The organism is Vibrio mexicanus (assembly GCF_001012815.1).
Taxonomy (GTDB): Bacteria; Pseudomonadota; Gammaproteobacteria; order Enterobacterales; family Vibrionaceae; genus Vibrio; species Vibrio mexicanus.
On record NZ_JYJP01000097.1, the window covers coordinates 24017 to 44872 of the forward strand.

At 45.8% G+C, this 20856-nt stretch carries 11 protein-coding genes, 4 pseudogenes and 1 riboswitch; of the genes and pseudogenes, 10 read left to right on the forward strand and 5 right to left on the reverse strand.

Annotation, left to right across the window (positions count from 1 at the left end):
* Positions 1 to 57: 57 nt before the first annotated feature.
* Positions 58 to 1407, reverse strand: a complete 1350-nt coding sequence (lysC, locus tag UA76_RS14215) for a lysine-sensitive aspartokinase 3 (protein ID WP_047047391.1) — start codon at positions 1405 to 1407, stop codon at positions 58 to 60.
* A gap of 118 nt (positions 1408 to 1525) precedes the next feature.
* A riboswitch (Lysine riboswitch) is annotated at positions 1526 to 1702 on the reverse strand.
* A gap of 482 nt (positions 1703 to 2184) precedes the next feature.
* Between lysC and UA76_RS14220 the strand changes: the two genes are divergently transcribed.
* Positions 2185 to 3303 (forward strand): pyridoxal-phosphate-dependent aminotransferase family protein, encoded by a 1119-nt coding sequence (locus UA76_RS14220; protein ID WP_047047394.1) that lies wholly within the window; start codon positions 2185 to 2187, stop codon positions 3301 to 3303.
* Between the two features lie 57 nt (positions 3304 to 3360).
* Here UA76_RS14220 and UA76_RS14225 read toward each other — a convergent pair.
* The 4 genes and pseudogenes from UA76_RS14225 to UA76_RS14240 form a co-directional block, all read right to left on the reverse strand.
* Positions 3361 to 5144, reverse strand: a pseudogene (locus UA76_RS14225) (PglL family O-oligosaccharyltransferase).
* A gap of 78 nt (positions 5145 to 5222) precedes the next feature.
* Complete coding sequence (uvrA, locus tag UA76_RS14230) at positions 5223 to 8045, reverse strand: excinuclease ABC subunit UvrA (RefSeq protein WP_047047397.1); 2823 nt, start codon at positions 8043 to 8045, stop codon at positions 5223 to 5225.
* A 154-nt stretch (positions 8046 to 8199) separates the two neighbouring features.
* Complete coding sequence (gene galU, locus UA76_RS14235) at positions 8200 to 9072, reverse strand: UTP--glucose-1-phosphate uridylyltransferase GalU (RefSeq protein WP_047047463.1); 873 nt, start codon at positions 9070 to 9072, stop codon at positions 8200 to 8202.
* A 239-nt stretch (positions 9073 to 9311) separates the two neighbouring features.
* Complete coding sequence (locus UA76_RS14240; RefSeq protein WP_047047399.1) at positions 9312 to 9959, reverse strand: LuxR C-terminal-related transcriptional regulator; 648 nt, start codon at positions 9957 to 9959, stop codon at positions 9312 to 9314.
* Between the two features lie 284 nt (positions 9960 to 10243).
* Here UA76_RS14240 and UA76_RS14245 point away from each other — a divergent pair, with 284 nt between their 5' ends.
* The 9 genes and pseudogenes from UA76_RS14245 (at position 10244) to UA76_RS14285 (ending at position 20840) form a co-directional block, all read left to right on the forward strand.
* Positions 10244 to 10792, forward strand: a complete 549-nt coding sequence (locus UA76_RS14245) for a single-stranded DNA-binding protein (protein WP_047047401.1) — start codon at positions 10244 to 10246, stop codon at positions 10790 to 10792.
* Between the two features lie 151 nt (positions 10793 to 10943).
* Positions 10944 to 12953, forward strand: a complete 2010-nt coding sequence (gene csrD / locus UA76_RS14250; protein ID WP_047047404.1) for an RNase E specificity factor CsrD — start codon at positions 10944 to 10946, stop codon at positions 12951 to 12953.
* Between the two features lie 11 nt (positions 12954 to 12964).
* A complete protein-coding gene (locus UA76_RS14255) occupies positions 12965 to 14407 on the forward strand; it encodes a hypothetical protein (RefSeq protein WP_047047407.1) in 1443 nt (480 codons plus the stop codon).
* Positions 14407 to 15056: pseudogene (gene gspM, locus UA76_RS14260) on the forward strand (type II secretion system protein GspM). Before UA76_RS14255 ends, gspM begins: the two are co-directional and overlap by 1 nt.
* Positions 15049 to 15375, forward strand: coding sequence for a hypothetical protein (locus tag UA76_RS14265; RefSeq protein ID WP_047047411.1), 327 nt, complete (start codon positions 15049 to 15051; stop codon positions 15373 to 15375). The pseudogene gspM and the gene UA76_RS14265 overlap by 8 nt, the downstream one beginning before the upstream one ends.
* A 15-nt stretch (positions 15376 to 15390) precedes the next feature.
* Positions 15391 to 17027: pseudogene (gene mshL, locus UA76_RS14270) on the forward strand (pilus (MSHA type) biogenesis protein MshL).
* 21 nt (positions 17028 to 17048) lie between these two features.
* On the forward strand, positions 17049 to 17906 hold the full coding sequence (locus UA76_RS14275) for an ExeA family protein (RefSeq protein ID WP_047047414.1): 858 nt from the start codon (positions 17049 to 17051) through the stop codon (positions 17904 to 17906).
* A 24-nt stretch (positions 17907 to 17930) separates the two neighbouring features.
* A complete protein-coding gene (locus tag UA76_RS14280; protein WP_047047416.1) occupies positions 17931 to 19127 on the forward strand; it encodes a tetratricopeptide repeat protein in 1197 nt (398 codons plus the stop codon).
* Positions 19117 to 20840 (forward strand): annotated as a pseudogene (locus tag UA76_RS14285) (GspE/PulE family protein). Before UA76_RS14280 ends, UA76_RS14285 begins: the two are co-directional and overlap by 11 nt.
* The last annotated feature ends 16 nt before the right edge of the window (positions 20841 to 20856 follow it).

The following is a 20856-nucleotide window of genomic DNA, read 5'->3' on the forward strand; positions in this document are numbered from 1 at the left end:
TGAAACTAAAAAGGGTTGCCAATGGCAACCCTTCTTCATTACGTTCGAATGAATAAATTACTCGAACAGCTCACCGTGCAGACGTTGAATCGCTTGTTTCGCAACCGATTCATGCAGCAAGAAACATAGGTTATGTGGGCTCGCACCGTAACAGATCATGCGTAGGTTGAACTCTTCTAGCGTACCAAACACTTGCTTCGCGTAGCCTTTGCTCTCACTCATGTTATTACCAATCAGAGCAACCAAACATAGGTCGTGTTCAACTTCTACTGAACACAGTTCTTCCAGTTCAATACGTGCTTGCTCTGGCAGTTGTGGTGCGCCGCCAGCGGTATCTGTTTGATCAAGCGTCAGTGACACACTGATCTCAGATGTAGTGATCAAATCAACCGAAATCTTGTGTTTCGCTAGGATCTCAAATACTTTTGCTAGGAAACCGTATGCGTGGAACATGTTTGCGCTGCGCAGAGTCACCATGGTCTGGTTACTACGTAGTGCCAAAGCACGGAACAATGGAGAAGTTTCCGCTTGATGGCGAATCCAAGTACCACCGCGCTCTGGCTCTTTTGAAGACCCCACAAATACCGGAATATCGTGGCGAAGTGCTGGGACTAGCGTTGATGGGTGAAGGATCTTGGCACCGAAGTTTGCCATCTCAGATGCTTCACTAAAGCTGATTTCTGGGATTGGTGAGGCTTTTGGCGCAATGCGTGGGTCTGTAGTGTAGATACCCGGAACGTCGGTCCAGATCTCTAAACCAGAGGCTGCAACACCTTCTGCAATTAGTGCAGCACTGTAGTCACTGCCGCCGCGACCAAGTGTTGTGGTATTGCCTTCTTCGTCTGAACCAATAAAGCCTTGAGTGATAACGACATGGTCTTGGCAAAGTGGCGCAAGTTTTTCTTTCGCCAGAGCGGCAATTTCTTCGACTTGTGGTTCTGCACGGCCGAAGTTACCGTCGGTTCGTAGTACGTCACGAATGTCGAAACGCACAGCATTGATACCACGTTCACGCATTAGCTGAGCAAGAATATGAGTCGACATCAGCTCACCACAGGCCACCAAGTGGTCAGTTAGCTTGGTGCTAGCTTGAATTGAGGCTGCTTCCGCTAGGCTAGTGACAGTATCAAGGATTTGGTATACCTGAGAGGCAGTTTCGGTTGCGTCATTTAGCTGAGATAAAATCGCTTCATGAATTGCAGCGATGTTTTGCAGCAGCTCGCTACGATGCTCTTGGTCAGATACACCATTTGCCAGTTCGACAAGTAGGTTGGTTACACCCGAACACGCACTGCTTACCACAAGCTTAGTGTTTGGATTGTTTTCGATAATAACGGCACAACGGCTCATTGCTTCAAAGTTGGCGACGCTAGTTCCACCAAATTTGGCGACATTGAATGCGCTCACAGCATTTCTCCCACGACTTCTTAAAAATTGTTAGTCGACTATCAGTACAGTAATAGCCAAACATCCGATGTTGAAGAGAGTAAACGAGCAATAAGAGAGGTATTAGATGAATTGTATTTACCTCAGAAGCTCATCACTAGACAGGGCCAGTGACAGTTGAAGGGATTCAGCCCAATCAACCGACAATTTCAATCCACAAATCAAAACTATCTCGGCACTGCTCCCCATGAATAATATGTATCGGAGTTGAGGCTCCACATATTATCTGCCTGGGCAGTGCTCCTCTTCTGCATAAAGCTTGCTCATTGAACGTGTTTTGCAATCGATTGTCAATTGAAAACTCACAGATTGGATGAGATTGAATAGCAGTATTCTTTAGCTATTGTGATACTGGTGCGACCTGTCGACTAGAGTCGAATTGCTGTCGGGAAGAAAGCACGCTACTGTTGTGGTTTCAATCCAATAATTTTCAATGCTGCATGAGGGCGTGTTGACCTTTCGAGCTGATTTTTGCATCGCTTTGTGGAAGTTTTATATAAGGCAGAGGCTTTGAAATGTAGCTGGTCTACATGCGAAGCCGATAACGCAGTAGAAACGAGCCACAAAGGCTGCCCGAAGGGTTCGGCTAAAATCGGTTTATGCTTTGTTGAAGAAAATATGCTTAGAATGACTAGGCTATATATTCTTCGCCGCGCCTAAAACGATTTTATCTCGAACAAAACTTAACCGCGAAAGGTTAACACGCCCTAATCTTATACATAATTATAAGGAGCTTCTATGTCGATCCAAAGTTTCATTCCCCCTCATCGTATTTTAATGGGCCCAGGCCCATCTGATATTTCACCGCAAGTTCTTCAAGCGTTAAGCCGCCCAACCGTTGGTCATCTAGACCCTTTGTTTATTGCTATGATGGATGAGCTTAAAGCGTTATTGAAATATGCATTCCAAACCGAAAACGAGTTTACGATTGCGGTTTCGGCGCCGGGTAGTGCGGGTATGGAGACATGTTTCGTCAACTTGATTGAACCGGGTGACAAAGTGATTGTCTGCCGTAACGGTGTGTTTGGCGAACGTATGCGTGAAAATGTGGTTCGCGCTGGTGGTGAAGCGGTTGTCATAGATGACGAATGGGGTAAGCCAGTTTCTATCGATAAGGTTGAACAAGCTTTGGCGCAGCATAGTGATGCGAAGATTCTTGCTTTTGTGCATGCAGAAACTTCAACAGGCGCATTGACTGACGCTCAGGCACTAGGAGTTTTAGCCAAGCAACATGATGTGTTGACGATTGTTGATGCGGTGACTTCACTGGGCGGCGTGCCGCTTAAAGTCGACGAATGGCAATTGGATGCGGTTTATTCTGGTAGTCAGAAGTGCCTTTCTTGTGTCCCAGGATTGTCGCCAGTGACTTTATCACCAAAGGCGATTGAGAAAATTAAAAATCGTACCACTCCTGTTCAGAGCTGGTTCCTCGATCAGAGTTTGGTCCTAGGCTACTGGAGTGGTGAAGGCAAGCGTAGCTATCATCACACAGCTCCTGTGAATAGCTTGTATGCTCTGCATGAAGCTCTGCTCATCCTGAAAAACGAAGGGCTCGAAAATGCGTGGCAGCGACACGCGATCATGCACCAAAAACTAAAAGCGGGTCTTGATAAACTGGGTTTTGAATTTGTTGTAGATGAAGCAAGTCGACTACCACAGCTCAATGCTATTTATGTGCCTGAAGGCATTGATGAGGCGGCTGTGCGCTCTCGATTACTCGAGGAATACAATTTAGAGATAGGAGCGGGGCTTGGCGCTTTGGCAGGTAAAGCTTGGCGAATTGGCCTAATGGGATACGGTGCGCGAAATGAAAATGTTTCACTGTGCTTGAGAGCATTGGAAGAGGCGATGAGCTAGTTACGAGTCAGCTCGATAAAAGTAGAAAAGGGCGATAACTCGCCCTTTTTACTTGTCTCACTCAGTGATTTCTTGAACCGTAATTTCGGCACTCGACTGTGTGTCAGAAGAGCTTCGAGGTAATCGAAGTTGCACCGTAGAAAAGTCTCTATTAGGGAATAGATATTGAGCCTCTGCGCGTACTTGTTCTGCTCGGCTCTCATCGCCCAGCCCTTGGAAAGCAAGAATTAGGTTATTGTAAAACGCAGGTCTCGGTTTATCTTTAATGATCTCTAATGACCAATCAATATAGGGTTGAATAAACTCTGGGTTTTGCTGATGCAGACCAATGTTGAGATAGGTGCTGTAAACATCCCAATCGAAACGATCTTTCCAAACGACGGGATTGGTGACGCGATTGAGAATTTCAGGATCTTTTGGCTGTGACTTCTCAAATTGAGTCAGAATGTAGTTGGTGTGCAAAGCGCTTAGCATGTAGAAGCTCGTTAGGATTGGCAGTAGTAAGCTGCTTACACGCAGCACTGTTTTACCAAAGACAGTGAACGGCGCAAACCTTGGTACATTGACCCTTTGGTCAACCCAATACAGCAAAATGACGAATATTATCCAGTGAATCGCCGAGTGATAAAACGGGTACTCCAGTTGCGAGTGCAGCACTATTGGGATGAATAGAGAGAAGATCGCCAGCCGTGTTCCTTTTTTACCATGATAGATACGCTGCAATACCATCCCCGCGGCAAGGAGAATCCCCAGTACAGGTAACAAGCCACCTTCGACAGCCCAAAACAGCATTTCGTTGTGTGGGTGATCCATGGTTGCAAGACCTGGCTTGTAGTCACTGTTTAAGTGGTGTTGTCTTGCGGTATAGAGGATGTATTCCGATTCAAAACGCCCGTAGCCATAACCAGTGAATGGTTTCTCAACCACCATATCGATCGCTTGAGGGTAGATGTATGATCTTACGTCCTCCAGTTTCGCTTTCTCCTTAACGAGTTCACCTGAACCAGAAGAGGAGAATACGAACCCTAATATGATCCCTAGTGCCACAGAAGCTAGCCACCCCCAAAAACGTTTTTTGGTCGCGAATCGGTACAGGTATGGCGTAATCAAAAATAAACACAGTATCCCCGCTAACCATCCAGTTCTCGAGGCAAGGACAATGAGTAGCGGAATGGTTAAAGCAGGAATGATATAAAGTAGCGTAACGTCGCTGATTTTTGCTTGGTATTTGATAGGTTGACGAGCTAGCAAGTACCCAGATAACACAAACCCAGTCGCTAGAAAACTGGCCATCACGTTGGGTTGTTGGAAGATACCATAGGGCCGATTACGCTCGGTGTTGTACCCAAATAGATTCCCTTCTTCTAATACAAAATATTGGAAATAACCAAACAGAGCTTCAATGGTCACCGCGATAACAATAAACCAGAGTAGCCGCTGCTTGTGTTTGTTGCTGAACTGAAACTGTTGCAACGTGACAAAGAGTAGCAACCCTCCCCATAAGCCAAGTAGCCGACTAGATGATGCAAGTATTGAGGCGTTGGGATAAAACACAGGGACGGTCAAAATCAGGCAGACGATAAACAAACCAACGGTGAGTTTTGAATAGCGTAATTCTTGATTAGTGGCTAATTGGTACAAACCGATGGCTAACGTGACGCTGATGGCTAGCCACGTAGTCGCATTAAATGATAGCGCTAAGCCTGCCCCCCTGGGTTCGGCATAAAGAAGTGCATGGCGACAATGAAAACAACCGCTAAAGAGATGAGAAAGCGTCGGTTTAAAGGCACTTTAGGAGCACAAGGCTCAAGTTGAGTGCCGTTCACGTGTACAGTTGCCATAGCGTCCTTTCAAAGTAAAATTGTGCCTAAACAAAAAGAGACTAGCACTTGCTAGTCTCTCTATCTTACTGTTTTTTATTACTTCAACATAGGCTTTAAAAAGCGTGCAGTGTGCGAACCTTCGACCTGAGCGACATCTTCAGGCGTACCTTGTGCAATAATTTCACCGCCGCCTTGGCCACCTTCAGGGCCCAAATCGACAATCCAGTCTGCGGTTTTTATCACATCGAGGTTGTGTTCGATCACTACCACAGTATTGCCATGATCGCGCAATCGATGCAGAACGGTCAGCAATTGCTGAATATCGTGGAAGTGTAGACCTGTGGTCGGCTCGTCCAGAATATACAGCGTTTTGCCCGTATCGCGTTTAGACAGCTCACGCGCCAGTTTAACACGCTGTGCTTCACCACCGGATAGTGTGGTTGCGGCCTGACCAAGACGAATGTATGACAAACCTACATCCATCAGAGTTTGCAGTTTACGGGCGATAACAGGTACCGGATCGAAAAACTCGCGTGCATCTTCGACGGTCATGTCTAGCACCTGGTCGATACTCTTACCTTTGTAACGAACTTCTAGAGTTTCACGGTTGTAACGCTTACCTTTACAAGAATCACAAGGGACGTATACATCAGGCAAAAAGTGCATTTCTACCTTAATTACCCCATCGCCTTGGCAGGCTTCACAACGACCACCTCGAACGTTGAAGCTAAAACGTCCCGGTTTGTAGCCACGAGAACGTGATTCTTGAGTACCGGCAAATAGTTCGCGAATTGGCGTGAATATACCCGTATAGGTCGCTGGGTTCGAGCGAGGGGTGCGTCCAATAGGGCTCTGGTCAATATCGATAACCTTATCGAAGTGCTCAAGGCCTTTAATCTGTTTATAAGCAGAAGGTTTCGCCGTGGTTGCACCATTGAGTTCGGTATGTGCAATCTTAAAGAAGGTATCGTTTATCAGTGTTGATTTCCCCGAGCCTGATACGCCTGTAATACAAGTAAACAGGCCAACTGGTAAAGAGAGGTTAACGTCTTTGAGGTTATTGCCGCTAGCTCCAATCAGCTCGACCGTTTTCTTTTTATCTGCTTTGGTACGTTCTTGAGGCACCGAAATCTCTTTAGCACCACTCAAGTATTGGCCTGTCAGAGAGTTTGGATTGGCAATGATCTCTTCCATGGTGCCTTCAGCCACAACGTTACCACCATGAACGCCAGCGCCTGGGCCGATGTCGATAACATAGTCGGCGCAACGAATCGCATCTTCATCATGCTCTACAACCAATACCGTGTTCCCAAGATCGCGCAGGTGGGTTAGTGTTTTCAGCAGGCGCTCGTTATCGCGTTGGTGCAAACCAATAGAAGGTTCATCCAACACGTACATGACACCCACTAATCCAGCACCAATTTGGCTCGCGAGTCGGATACGCTGCGCTTCACCACCAGACAATGTTTCAGCACTGCGAGATAGGTTGAGATAATTTAGGCCGACATTGACTAGGAAATGGAGTCGGTCATTAATCTCTTTCATTACCTTTTCGGCAATTTGGGCACGCTGGCCTTCCAACTTGAGCGTTTGGAAGAAATTCAATGCATCGGCAATACTCAGCTCAACAATCTGTGGCAGTGTGGTTTCGCCAATAAATACATTGCGCGCCTCTAATCGCAAACGAGTACCGCCACAGCTTGAGCAAGACTTAGTGGAGATGTATTTGGCGAGATCTTCTCTAACCGAGTTAGATTCAGTGTCGCGATAGCGGCGCTCTAAAGTATTGAGAATCCCTTCAAATGGATGACGTTTAACTCGGATGTCACCTCGGTCATTGACATATTTAAACTCAACCTCGGTTCTTCCTGAGCCCTTTAAGATGATCTGTTGCGTTTTTTTCGGCAGCTTTTTGAATGGTGTATTGAGGTCGAAATCAAAATGATCAGCAAGAGCAGTGAGCATCTGGAAGTAATAGTAGTTCTTTTGATCCCAACCGCGTATTGCCCCTTCAGCAAGGCTGAGGTTGTCATCTTGGATGACTCTATCCGCATCAAAATATTGCTGAACCCCTAAGCCATCACAGGTCGGGCATGCGCCAGCTGGGTTGTTGAATGAGAAGATTCGAGGTTCAAGCTCTTCCATGCTGTAACCACAGTGCGGGCAAGAGAAGTTGGCTGAGAATACAATTTCTTCACCATCGCCATCCATTGGAGCGACGACGGCAATACCACCCGAAAGCTCCAGCGTGGTTTCAAAAGACTCGGCTAGGCGTTGTTTCAGATCATCGCGAACCTTAAAGCGGTCAACGACGACTTCGATGGTGTGTTTTTTATGCAGTTCAAGTGTTGGTGGATCGGAAAGATCGCAAGTTTCCCCATCGATACGAGCACGAATGAAACCTTGAGCTGAGAGGTTCTCTAGTGTTTTTACGTGCTCACCCTTACGTTCCTTAACGATAGGAGCAAGCAGCATCATTTTTGAGCCTGCTGGTAGTTCTAATACTTTGTCGACCATTTGCGAGATGGTTTGGGCCGCAAGCGGAACGTGATGGTCAGGGCATCGTGGTTCACCGACACGCGCGTAGAGTAGCCTCAGGTAGTCGTAGACTTCGGTAATGGTACCAACGGTTGAACGTGGGTTATGAGAGGTAGATTTTTGTTCAATGGAAATAGCAGGAGATAAGCCTTCGATATGGTCAACGTCGGGTTTTTCCATTAACGAGAGGAACTGACGCGCATAGGCAGATAGAGATTCAACATAGCGTCTTTGCCCTTCTGCGTACAGTGTATCGAAAGCCAAAGATGACTTACCAGAGCCAGAAAGCCCAGTCACGACAATGAGTTTATCGCGAGGGATAGTGAGGTTAATGTCTTTGAGGTTATGGGTTCGGGCGCCCCGGATTTCTATCTGGTCCATCTTCAGTGCTCAATGAAAAACGTATTGAGGCAAGTATTACATAGTGTGATTAATGTGCAAAGAAATACTGGATAAAAAAACAGTTAAATAGTTAGAATTAAGACAACGAAAAAAGCAGCCATAATTGGCTGCTTTTTCACTATGAAGATCGAGCTTATTGCTCTTTTGTCGTCGATTGTTTATCGAGCTCTGACTTCTTCTCATCTTTCAGGTAAAGATTTTCAAAGCAGTAGTTGGTCGCTTCTATGTAGCCTTCAACACTACCGCAATCAAAGCGCTGTCCTTTGAATTTATAAGCAAGAACACAGCCAGCTTTTGCTTGCTTGAGCAGGGCATCGGTAATTTGGATCTCTCCGCCCTTACCCGGTTCAGTCTGTTCGATGAGTTCGAAAATATCCGGAGTTAGGATATATCGGCCAATGATCGCAAGATTACTTGGCGCGCTACCTGGTTCTGGTTTCTCAACCATATCATCAACACGGAACAGGTCGTCTTTAATCATTTCACCCGAAATAACACCGTACTTGTGAGTTTCATCTTCAGGGACTTCTTGCACTGCAACGATTGAGCAGCGGAACTGCTTATACAAGGCAACCATCTGAGCGAGTACGCCTTGTTGTTCGTTAACACAAAGGTCATCGGCAAGAACGACAGCAAACGGCTCATCGCCGACCAATTCACGGCCAGTTAAAATTGCATGACCCAAGCCTTTCATTTCACGTTGACGAATGTAAGTAAAGTTAGCGCTGTCGATGATTTCGCGAATATCGACCAGTAACTCTTCCTTATTGGTGCCGTTTATCTGATGCTCCAGCTCATAGTTCTTATCGAAGTGGTCCATGATGGAATGCTTACCACGACCAGTGACAATACACATGCCGTCCATGCCTGCTTGAATGGCTTCTTCAACGCCATATTCAATAAGCGGTTTGTTGACGACTGGCATCATCTCTTTTGGCATAGATTTAGTTGCTGGAAGGAAACGTGTTCCATAACCTGCTGCGGGGAAAAGGCACTTCTTGATCATTGTATAACCCTTTTTGCCCGCATCATTTCCTGTGCGGGCTTTTTTATGAACCGAATTGTCCTTGAGGCTCATACTAATCACAGTAAGTAAGTGGTCATAAATAGCGTAGGAAAAACACTTGAAAACAAGGCGGAAATTTTCGATAAGTAGTTATCCTACAATCAAAATTTCTAACGATGTTATCGAGTGTTTTAACAAGCTAGAATGAGCAGTTATTTACTACGATTGGTATTAAATAGCTAAGACGTTAAATTTTGATTGGCCCATGCTATCGCTTGCACGCGATTTTTAACAGAGAGTTTTTTAAAAATCTGATAAAGGTGAGATTTTACCGTGAATTCACTGATGAAAAGACTGTCCGCAATCTGTGTATTTGAACCACCAGATTGCAAACTGCGCAGTATTTGTAACTCGCGCGTAGTGAGATCGACAGTGACAGGGGAGGTATTGGTATCCACTACATGGCGATAGTAGTGCAGAAGCTGGCTAGCTACTTTTCTTGGTAGCCAGTTCTGGCTGTTAATGATCTCGCCACAACCCTTGGCGATTTCCTCGATGGAGTCTGTTTTATAGAACAGGCCTTTCAAGTTTCCGAAGGTGAGCAGTTCTTCCGTAGTCAGACGTTGCTCCACATTGAATACAATGGTTTCGTAATTTTTGTTTGTCAGTGGTAAGTTCAGAACTTGCTTACGCAACTGTTTATGAGACTGATAGTCAATAAGCAATATTTTGTGTCGATGCGTCGGAGAGGCCTGCATTAACTCTTGAGCCTCTATGATAGGTATGGTGATTCTTAGCGCACTCTGAATGTCGGCAACATAAGGGTAATCTAGGGTTTTATCCTCACACAAAAAGTAAATAGTACGCGCATAGGTACTCTTTCCCATTTTGATTCCTTTTTATTGGTTGTTGTTTGGCGCTTAACATGAATGAGAAACCCAATAAGTGCGAATTGAGAACGTCAAATTGCGTCAAGTTTCATATTGCAAGGTAACGGAGAAATTTGTCATTAGACCTAGCCTTGGACGATCATCAAAAAATTGCTCCAGATCTTAACTACCTAAAGATGATTTGAGGCCTAGAGCGTGGATTTGAGATTTGTGCGAGTAAGAAAGCGTGCTATCCTAGTGCGCTATTTTTATAACACTCGTGAATCAAGACGGAGCGAAACATGGCAAGCCGTGGAGTAAACAAAGTTATCCTAGTGGGTAATCTAGGTAACGACCCTGAAATTCGATACATGCCAAGCGGTGGCGCTGTGGCAAACATTACGATTGCGACGTCTGAATCGTGGCGTGATAAAGCGACTGGTGAACAGCGCGAAAAAACAGAATGGCACCGTGTTGCGCTGTTTGGAAAACTGGCTGAAGTAGCGGGTGAATACCTACGTAAAGGTTCACAGGTTTACATTGAAGGCCAGCTTCAGACGCGTAAATGGCAAGACCAAAGTGGCCAAGACCGTTACACAACGGAAGTTGTAGTACAGGGCTTCAACGGTGTAATGCAAATGTTAGGTGGCCGAGCTCAAGGTGGAGCGCCAGGTCAGCAGATGGGCGGACAAGCACCGCAACAAGGCGGTTGGGGCCAACCTCAGCAACCTGCGATGCAACAGCCACATCAACCTCAGCAGCAAGCACCACAGAAACAGCAAGCTCCGTCGCAAGCTCAGCCACAATACAATGAGCCACCAATGGATTTTGACGACGATATCCCATTCTAATCGTTTGATGTTGAAAAAAAGCCGCGGATTCCGCGGTTTTTTTATATAGTAAACAATCAGCTAATCAATAGTTTTACATGTTTCATATCATTGATTTGCACCTCACTTGGGACTTAGCTCAAGCACAGCATTGAAAAGGAATTCAAGGTCTATGAGGTACACCCCGACCTTAAAGCTTAGTACGCGTCTAGTCGCGTTCGTTACCGTCATTGTGATTAGCGCAATGTTCATCTTGTTTATTGGTGGCACGCTATCAATTAAACGGATCGGGCATGACTACTTGAACCACTACCTAGAAGGGATAGTGGATGTTGTTGACAAAGAAATGAGTGATCCCGAAGCCGCTTCATCCATGCAAAGGTGGATGCCTAAGCTTCTTAAAGCATCAAATATCGTTGAGATGGAGCTGTCGTCAACCGCAGGTGTGGTTTACCGTTTTAAAGACACCGCCTCAAATGTTCCCAAAGAACGGCTGTTTAGCCGCGATTTTGACTTAGAGCGTAACAACGGGTATCAAATCAACCTAAAGGCGGTCCCACCTTATTTTGATGTAAGTTATTCCTTTAGCACACTATGGAGCATCACCTTAGCGGTAGTGCTGGTGATTTTTTGCTTGATGCGCGGTGTCAAATGGTTGAAAGAACAACTCCATGGCTCGGAGCTGCTGGAAGAGCGAGGTAGGATGATCCTTGCAGGACGTGTTGAACAGCATGCGAAAGGTGACTTGAGAGAGTGGCCTTTTACCGCTAGTGAAGCGCTCGATGTGCTGATCGAGGAGCTTCAGGATGCTCGCCAAGAACGCAGTCGTTTCGACACCTTTATACGTACTCAAACCTTCTTAGATCAACTAACCGGTACGGCGAATCGAGTCTTGTTTGATAACAAACTCGAGTCGACTTTATCTGAGGCTGGCGCGCATGGTGGTGTAATGTTGCTGCGCATCGATGACTGGGATGATATTCACGATGAGAGTGGTAAAAAGGCCGCAGATGACTTTGTCGTTGAGGTCGGCGAGGGTTTATCAAACATCTTACAACGTTACCCTGATGTGATGTTGTCTCGTTATTACGATTCAGATTTTGCTATCTTTGCCCCGAGTCTAGGGACAAAAGAGATAGGGGCATTAGCAGCAAGTTGCTTGAAGCAACTAGAAAAAATTGTTCCACCCGAGCCGTTAGAGCCCGATAACTGGTGCCATGTGGGTGTAACCATGTTCCAGGAAGGGGAGCGTCAGGGCAAAATCTTAGATGAGGCCGAAACGGCATTGAAGAGCGCTCAATTGCAGCGTATTAATACTTGGACACGTTACCAAAAAGAAGCCAACCCGACTCATGAGCGTGGTAGCGTGAGATGGCGCACTCTGTTTGACAAAGCGTTATGCCCAAGCAAACTCTACATTTTTGAGCAGCCTTGTTACCTCATAGGCGAAAATCGCAGTAAGTCGCTGCTTCATCATGAGTTGTTTGCTCGAATCGACGATCCTGATGCTGGAGTCATTAAAGCGTCTCGATTTAGCTCAGCCATCGAGACCGTTGGTTATCAAACCATTCTAGACAAAGCGGTTTTTTCTCTAATAGTCAAATTCTTGAAGGCGTCAAATAATCGCTTGTGTTATTCTATTAACCTGTACGTTGTTCCGTTTGCAGAGAAAAAGTACGTTCGTTGGTTTAGAGATGAACTATTGCAGCTTCCAATGGAAACTCGGCGACGACTTACTTTTGAATTGAGCGAATCTAGCTTGGTTAAACACCTGGATTATATGCGCCCAGTTGTGAAGATGGTTGCAGGAATGGGATGTAAAGTGTGTGTAGGGCAAGCGGGACGCTCAATTGTTAGCACTCACTATTTAAAAGATCTCGAAATAGACTACCTTAAATTACATAGAAGCTTGATAAAACAGATAGATCGACGTGATGAGAACCAGCTGTTTGTTCGAAGCTTACTTGGTGCATCCGCTGGAACAAAAACGAAAGTAATTGCTGTCGGTGTTGATACGAGACAAGAGCGAAATACATTGTTAGATCTTGGTATTCAAGGTGTTCAAGGGCGCTTCTATCAACCAGAACAACAGTTGATTCCGAAAATTGAACAACAGACGACAGAAGTAAAACCGGTACAAAAAGTCACAATTGGCCGCAGAAATCGCTGGCGTAAGAAGTAAAGAACTAGACGATGGACATTAAGGCATTATTTAAACAACTCACCTCAAAAGCCTCTAATGCGGCGCGCGTTTTTGTCGTCGTGCAGCCCAGTGCTATCTATCTTTCCTCGCCAAGTTTGTCTATCGAGGAAGGTGAAGCAGAATTTCCAGTTGAGGGTGATTGGTTATCAACCCTTGAGAAAGCCATCTCCTCATTGAAAGCCGCATCTTTGTCGGTCGACGTTGTGCTCCATTCAAATCTGTATCAAAGCTACCAGATTGATAAACCCAACGTTCCAAGAGAAGAGTGGAGTTCGGCACTACCGTTTCTTCTCAAAGACCTGATCACTGAAAAAGTGACTGATATCGTTGCCGATGCTGCTTTAGTTCCCGGAAATAACAAAGTCCAAGCCTACGTTGTGGCGAAATCACTGGTGCTCGATCTTCTTCAACGAGTGACAAGTTCTGGCCATACCATGGGGCGATTACTTATTGAAGACGACGTGTGGGGACATTCGGCGGGTGAGTTGAGCAACTTCCTGTTGCTCCAACGTAGTAAAGATAGCAGCTTCAGAGTCAGTGCTTTTGTTGATAACAAGTGTGCTTTCCAAAGAACGATGCGAGGCGTTGTCGCCCCGCTAACTGGCGTTGCGAGCAGTGCCTTACAGCTTGATGGCGTTGCCTTAGAACTTCAGCGCTCCATTGATTACCTCTCGTCGCAACTCAAGGGAACGTCTCTACACCAGTTAAAAGTCTGCTGTGATGAAGAGCAGCACGATGAACTTGCCCAATCTCTGGATGAACGTTTGAGCGTTAAAGTCTCTCGCTTATCCGATAATGCAGACGTCAGCGGTCAAGTACTGGCGCAACATGTCACAGAGATTGAATCGGACGATATCAACCTTTTCCCTGCTCACCTCCAACCGAAGCAAGAAAGATTCACGCTGGCTAACGTAGTCGCGGTATGGGCCTTAGTTGCGGTTATGCTGTTAGGTGGTTTTGGTTATTACAAAATGCAAAACAGCTCGCTTGAGAGTGAACTAATAGTGGTTCAATCTCAGCAGGCAAAGCTTAACTCTCAATTGCGGGAACTACAGGGTCAGCTGGCCGAGCATAAGCCGTCAGCTGAAAAAATTGCCGCGGTCAATCGATTGAAATTAGAAGTTCAAGCACAACAGGGCGCACTGAAGGCAGTCGGTGAATTTGATGAGTCTCAGCAACTCGGGTATTCCGGCATTATGCGCTCTTTAGCACAACTTGGGCGCAACGATATCTCACTCAACTACATTCTCATTGATGAACACAACTTGGATTTGAAAGGGCTGGCTCGTGATGCGCAAGCGATTCCAAACTGGGTAAATCAGTTTAAAACAGAGTTGAGTTTAATTGGTCGTGCTTTTGAGAAGCTAAACATTGCTCGCAATGAGGACAACATTATTACCTTTGAGTTGAAAACCAAAGGGGGTACTCAGTAATGAATCAAACTTGGCAGATGTTAGGTGAAAAGTTTGGCGCATTGAGTGAGCGCGAAAAGTGGCTTATTTCAGGTTGTGGCTTGGTTGCCATTGTGATGCTTCTATTTACGCTGGTTTTAGAGCCGAGTGTAATTAAGCATGGTGATTTAAAGCAGCAACTGCAAAGTCAATCGCAACAAAATCAAAAGACTGAAGCTGATATTTTATTGGCGACAGCAAAACTCAAACGCGATCCGGACCAAGATATTGATATTGAGCTTGAGAAGTTATCTAAACAGAGCCTTCAACAAGCTGCAGAGCTTGAGCAAATTTTAGGGACACTCATTACTCCTTCGCAAATGGCAATCATGCTGGAGGGCGTCTTAGCAGGAACTAGCGGTTTAGAACTGGTCTCCCTTGAGTCGCAAACAGCGGAGCTTATCTCTGGAACCCAAGAGGCGAGTAATTATAATGGTTATTTTATCCACCCTGTTCGCCTAGAGTTAACTGGCGATTATTTCTCAATACTTAAATACCTCGAGACGCTGGAGTCTCTGCCAGTGAACTATTATTGGAGAAGCTTTCAATATTCGGTAGAGGAGTACCCGAAAGCGCGTTTAGCTCTTGAGTTTATACATTGGGCACAAGACAGGAGTTCATTGGTGGCTAAAACTCTCATTTTACTTTTGGCTAGTCTTTTGAGTGCAAGCCTTTGGGCATCTCAAGACCCGACGGCTCCATTAGGCTGGGAAGCGCCGGAAGAGAAGCCAACAACTGTAAAGAAAATTGTTTATCAGTTACCTACCCTAAAAGGGATAACTTGTAGGCCGACAAATGTTTGTCAGGCAGTGTTGAATACGAGTGTAGTTAGTCAGGGTGAGAGCTATCGTGGTTACCATGTACGCTCCATTAACCATGAAACAGTTACTCTTACTCGTAATGGCAAAAGTTGGCAGCTTGAGCTGTTTTCACTTGATATAAAGAACTAAGGTATTCGTAGTCCTATGCGTAAAGTCGTACTAGCCATACTTATTTCCTCAATTGCGGGTTGTTCAATGGGACACAGAGATCCTGTTGAAGCAAAACAAGCGCTGAATGAGGCTGTGAATGAAAGTAATAGTCGTAGCTTGCAGGAGCTGCCTGCGTCGGTGCAAGCGGACTTGATGCCGGATTTAGACAGCGTTGATAACCTTGGTCAAGAAACCATTAAACGTTTTCGTATTAAAGCTGACAATGTAAATGCCGGGCATTCTTTGCGAGTTTGGTGAAGGGGACTGAGTTCAGTGCCGCTATTCATCCTAGCGTGGACGGTAATATTACGGTCAATCTGACGGATGTGTCTTTGGATGAAGTGTTGTCTGTTATCCGAGATATGTATGGGTATGAGATTGAGAAAACAGGCAAAGTAATACAAGTTTACCCAGCAGGCCTGAGAACCGTTACAATTCCAGTCGATTACTTGCAGTTTAAGCGTAGTGGACGCTCACTTACCTCTATAACAACAGGTACGATTACCAATACGGATACAGGTTCAAGCTCCTCATCCAATAATTCTTCTTCGAGTTCATCGTCAAGTTCATCATCAAGTCGCTCATCGAGCAGCTCCAATACAGCCAAAGGTGGCACGGAAATAGAGACTCTAAGTGAAAGCGATTTCTGGCCTCAACTGCAAACGGCTGTCGCTCAGCTTATTGGCTCCGGGAGCGGTCAAAGTGTAGTGGTGACACCGCAAGCCAGTGTTATCACTGTTCGAGCCTACCCAGACGAGATTCGTGAAGTTCGCCATTTTCTAGGTATTTCACAGCAACGAATGCATCGTCAGGTGATTTTAGAAGCGAAAATTTTAGAAGTGACTTTGAGTGATGGCTATCAACAGGGTATTAATTGGTCGAATATGTCATTCGGAAATGGTGATGTTGTTATCGATCGATTAGGAGATGCCGTTACGGGGCTTCCCGGACTAGACCCGATTGGGAGTTTGTTGGGTGGGCAAACCAACGTAACCATCTCTGATGGCAGCTTTGAAGCCGTATTAAGCTTCATGGCCACTCAAGGTGACTTGAACGTGCTATCGAGCCCAAGAGTGACCGCTGCGAATAATCAAAAAGCGGTGATAAAGGTCGGTACGGATGAGTACTACGTAACCGATCTATCCAGTGTGGTTGGCAGTGGCGATAACTCCGAACCTTCTCCAGAAGTAGAGCTTACCCCATTCTTCTCTGGTATTTCTTTGGATGTGACGCCACAAATTGATGACCAAGGGAATGTCTTGTTACATGTACACCCAGCGGTTATCGAGGTTGATGAACAGGTGAAAGAGATTGGCTATGGGAACACCAGTATTTCCTTGCCTTTAGCGCGTAGCTCTATTCGTGAATCAGATTCGGTGATACGTGCGCAGGATGGAGATGTTGTGGTGATCGGCGGCTTGATGAAGTCCAACACAATAGACCAAGTTTCTAAAGTACCATTCTTAGGAGATGTTCCCGCGTTAGGTCACTTGTTTAGAAATACCACTCAATATACAGAAAAAACGGAGTTGGTCATTTTGCTAAAACCTACAGTGGTCGGTGTGGATACTTGGCAGAAAGAGCTTGAGCGATCGAGAGATCTTCTACAAGAGTGGTTCCCAGACCAGTAGCAGTGAAAACTAAAGGTCAGTATGTATCTTGAATATTATGGATTTGACCAATACCCGTTTCATTTGACCCCAAATACCGAGCTGTTTTTGGGGTTGCCACCTCACTTTGAGGCGATTCAAGTCGTGCTATCTGCACTCGATATGGGCGAAGGCTTAATCAAAGTGACAGGAGAGGTGGGTACAGGTAAGACGATGGTATGCCGCATGTTGGTCAATCAAATGAATGACTCAACGGAATTAGTTTACCTGCCTAATTCAGCATTGACGGGTAGAGAACTTAGACAAGCGGTGGCGCAAGAATTGCAAATTCAGGTGCGTGATGAGTTGTCCATAGTCGATGATATTCAAAGAAAGTTGATTGAGTTAGCGGCACAAGATAAGCGTGTTGTGGTTCTCGTTGATGAAGCACAAGCACTGGATGATGATGCATTAGAAGTACTGCGATTGTTTGGAAACTTAGAAACTGAGCAACAAAAGCTACTGCAAATTGTCCTGTTTGGTCAGCCTGAACTTGATGAGAGGTTGGCGAAGCATCATTTAAGGCAGTTCCGCCAGCGAATTACTTTTAGTGCTGACTTAAGAGGTTTATCCGTCGAAGAAACCGTGGCTTATATCGATAATCGATTAAGTAAGGCGGGTGGAACCACTGATTTATTGAGTTTGCGTCAGAAAAAAGCAATATGGAAATCTGCATTGGGAATTCCAAGGTTGATCAATCAAATTTGTCACAAAGCGTTGTTGATGTCGTGTAACGCTAGTTTGTCAAAAGTTTCAAATGATCAGTTGTTTGCCGCTATCCATGATACCTATGATAGTTGTAAACCAAAATTTAAAAGCCCACTTATTTGGGGTGGACATCCCTTGAATGAATGGATATGAGTGAATGGACGTGAGTGAACGAACATGAGTGAAATTAATAGCGCGTTGTCTCAGCTATCAAAAAATCAGGGTCGAAAAGCGGCGCTTGAACCAGCTCATGTGACTAAGTTTAAGAAACCCGCTTGGCCTTGGTTGTTGGGTGGGTTTGCAATGAGCTTAGCTGTTGGAGGCTGGGCGGTTTCACAGCAGCAAGAAGAGATTAACCAAACGGTAATCGTTGATGAGAATGTGATTCATAGTAAGAGTGACAGTGCTCAGGGTATCGCTGCGCCTATTGCGGTAACTTCTCCCTCTCCAACAACGCGCTTAGCGCCCGAGGTTAGCATCAAGGTAGCCCAGTCTTCTGTCGAGGCCTTTGAAGATGATTCTGTTTTACCCAAGCCTGTAACAGAAACTATAGCTACAGCGATAAACACCAATGCTGAACATGTAGCCATAAGCATGAAGAAGCCTCAGGAAACCCCAGCGCCTAAGTCTCAAGCATCGAGACAGAAAGAGCCCACGAAAAAATCGATTGAAGAACCCGTGTTATTGGCGCAAGTTTCTAATACTAAGGCTCAATCTACAGTTTCTAGTGACGCCGAAGCTAAAAGTGAAGGCACTGTCGTTATCAAGCAGGTCGAGTTAACGCCAGTAGAGCTAGCTGAAAAGGCGGTCATACGAGCTGAAAAAGCCATTGATGGTAATAACCTTAAGCTGGGGTTATCTGAGTACAATAATGCGCTTCGCTACAATCCAAGTGATGAAGTGACTCGCCAAAAATTAGCTGCGCTTTATTATGGTCAAGCCAATACACGCAAAGCGTTCGATTTACTGCAGGCAGGTATTAGACTCGATAACAACAGCGAAGCGTTGAGAATGGCTCTGTCAAAGTTATTGATCAGGGAAAACCAGCAAGAAGCAGCGTTAACACCTTTGCTCCATCTTCCTCCTAGCCCTTCCCGTGATTATCTTTCCCTTCGCGCGGCATTAGCACAAAAATCGAATCAAGATGAAATTGCATTAGAGAGCTATCAAAGCTTAGTGCAAGTTGATTCAGACAATGCCCGCTGGTGGTTAGGGTTAGCTATTCAAGAGGAGCGGGCTAGCAACCCGCTGGCGGCGCAACAATCCTATCAATCTGCGTTAACCAAGGTTGGCCTATCGAGCCAATCCCAGCAGTTTGTGAGAGAGCGGATTCGGATTTTGGCAGAACAACAGGAGCCATCAAGTGCAGATTAAGTTACGTAAACGTCTTGGTGATTTGTTAGTCGAAGAGCAAATCATTACCGAGCAGCAAGTGGAAGACGCACTGGTTGCTCAGAAAAAAACGGGACGAAAACTGGGTGACACGCTCATTGAGCTCGGTTTCTTAACTGAGCATCAAATGCTGACCTTCCTGTCACAGCAGCTTGATCTACCTTTGATTGACCTGAGCCGAGCCAATGTCGATATTGATGCTGTGCAGGTTCTACCCGAAGTACACGCAAGGCGACTGCGTGCTTTGGTTATTGGCCGAAACGGCGACACGCTGAGAGTCGCCATGAGTGACCCTGCCGACCTCTTTGCTCAAGAAGCCTTGCTGAGCCAGCTTCCGCATTATGGGCTTGAATTTGTTATTGCGCCCGAGAAGCAGTTGGTTGAAGGATTTGATCGTTACTATCGCCGCACAAAAGAGATCGCCTCTTTTGCTGAACAGTTACAAGCAGAGCATCAAGTTACGGAAGCGTTTGACTTCGATATTACGGATGAAGACAGTGATGAAGTTACCGTTGTTAAGCTGATTAACTCTCTATTTGAAGATGCGATTCAAGTGGGAGCGTCCGATATCCACATTGAGCCCGATGCAAATGTACTCAGCTTCGCCAGCGTATTGATGGCGTGTTGCATGAAACCTTGCTTAATGAAGTGAACATTGCTTCGGCTTTGGTTTTACGTCTTAAGCTAATGGCGAATCTCGATATTTCTGAAAAGCGTTTGCCGCAAGATGGTCGCTTTAACATTCGTGCTAAAGGTCAGTCTGTTGATATTCGTATGTCGACTATGCCTGTTCAGCATGGTGAATCGGTGGTAATGCGTTTGCTTAACCAATCAGCAGGTGTTCGTAAACTCGAAGAGTCAGGTTTACCGGCGGAATTACTGGGTAAGCTGCGTACACAGTTGAGACGCCCGCACGGCATGATACTGGTGACTGGCCCAACAGGCTCAGGTAAAACAACAACACTTTATGGTGCGCTGACGGAGCTGAATGAACCGGGTAAAAAGATCATTACAGCAGAAGACCCCGTTGAATATCGCTTACCAAGGGTCAACCAAGTTCAGGTTAATCCAAAGATAGACTTGGACTTTTCTACGGTGCTTAGAACCTTCCTGCGTCAAGACCCGGACATCATTCTAGTTGGTGAGATGCGTGACCAAGAAACGGTTGAGATTGGCCTTCGAGCCGCCCTAACCGGTCACTTAGTTCTAAGCACATTACATACCAATGACGCGGTTGATAGTGCCCTACGTATGATGGATATGGGCGCACCAGGTTACTTGGTTGCAAGTGCGGTTCGTGCCGTGGTTGCCCAGCGTCTGGTGAGAAAGATCTGCCCTGATTGTAAAACAGAAGATCATGTTGATGAATCGCGTGCCCAGTGGCTCGCGACTCGCTTTCCAAATCAGACTCAAGCGACTTTTCAAAAAGGCCGCGGCTGTCAAAACTGCAATTTAACGGGTTACCGAGGCCGAATTGGTGTGTTTGAATTGCTTGAGCTTGAACAGGAGATGATGGATGCCTTAAGGGCCAACGATGCGGTTCAATTTGCTGAAAAGGCTCGAGCTTCGAAAAATTACAAGCCTCTTCTTGCTTCGGCAATGGAACTCGCTCTTCAAGGCGTGGTGAGTTTAGATGAAGTCATGACGCTTGGAGAGGGCGATACTTCGGGCAGTACTAAAGCGATATATTTGTAGTAGGGGAAGTGGGTAG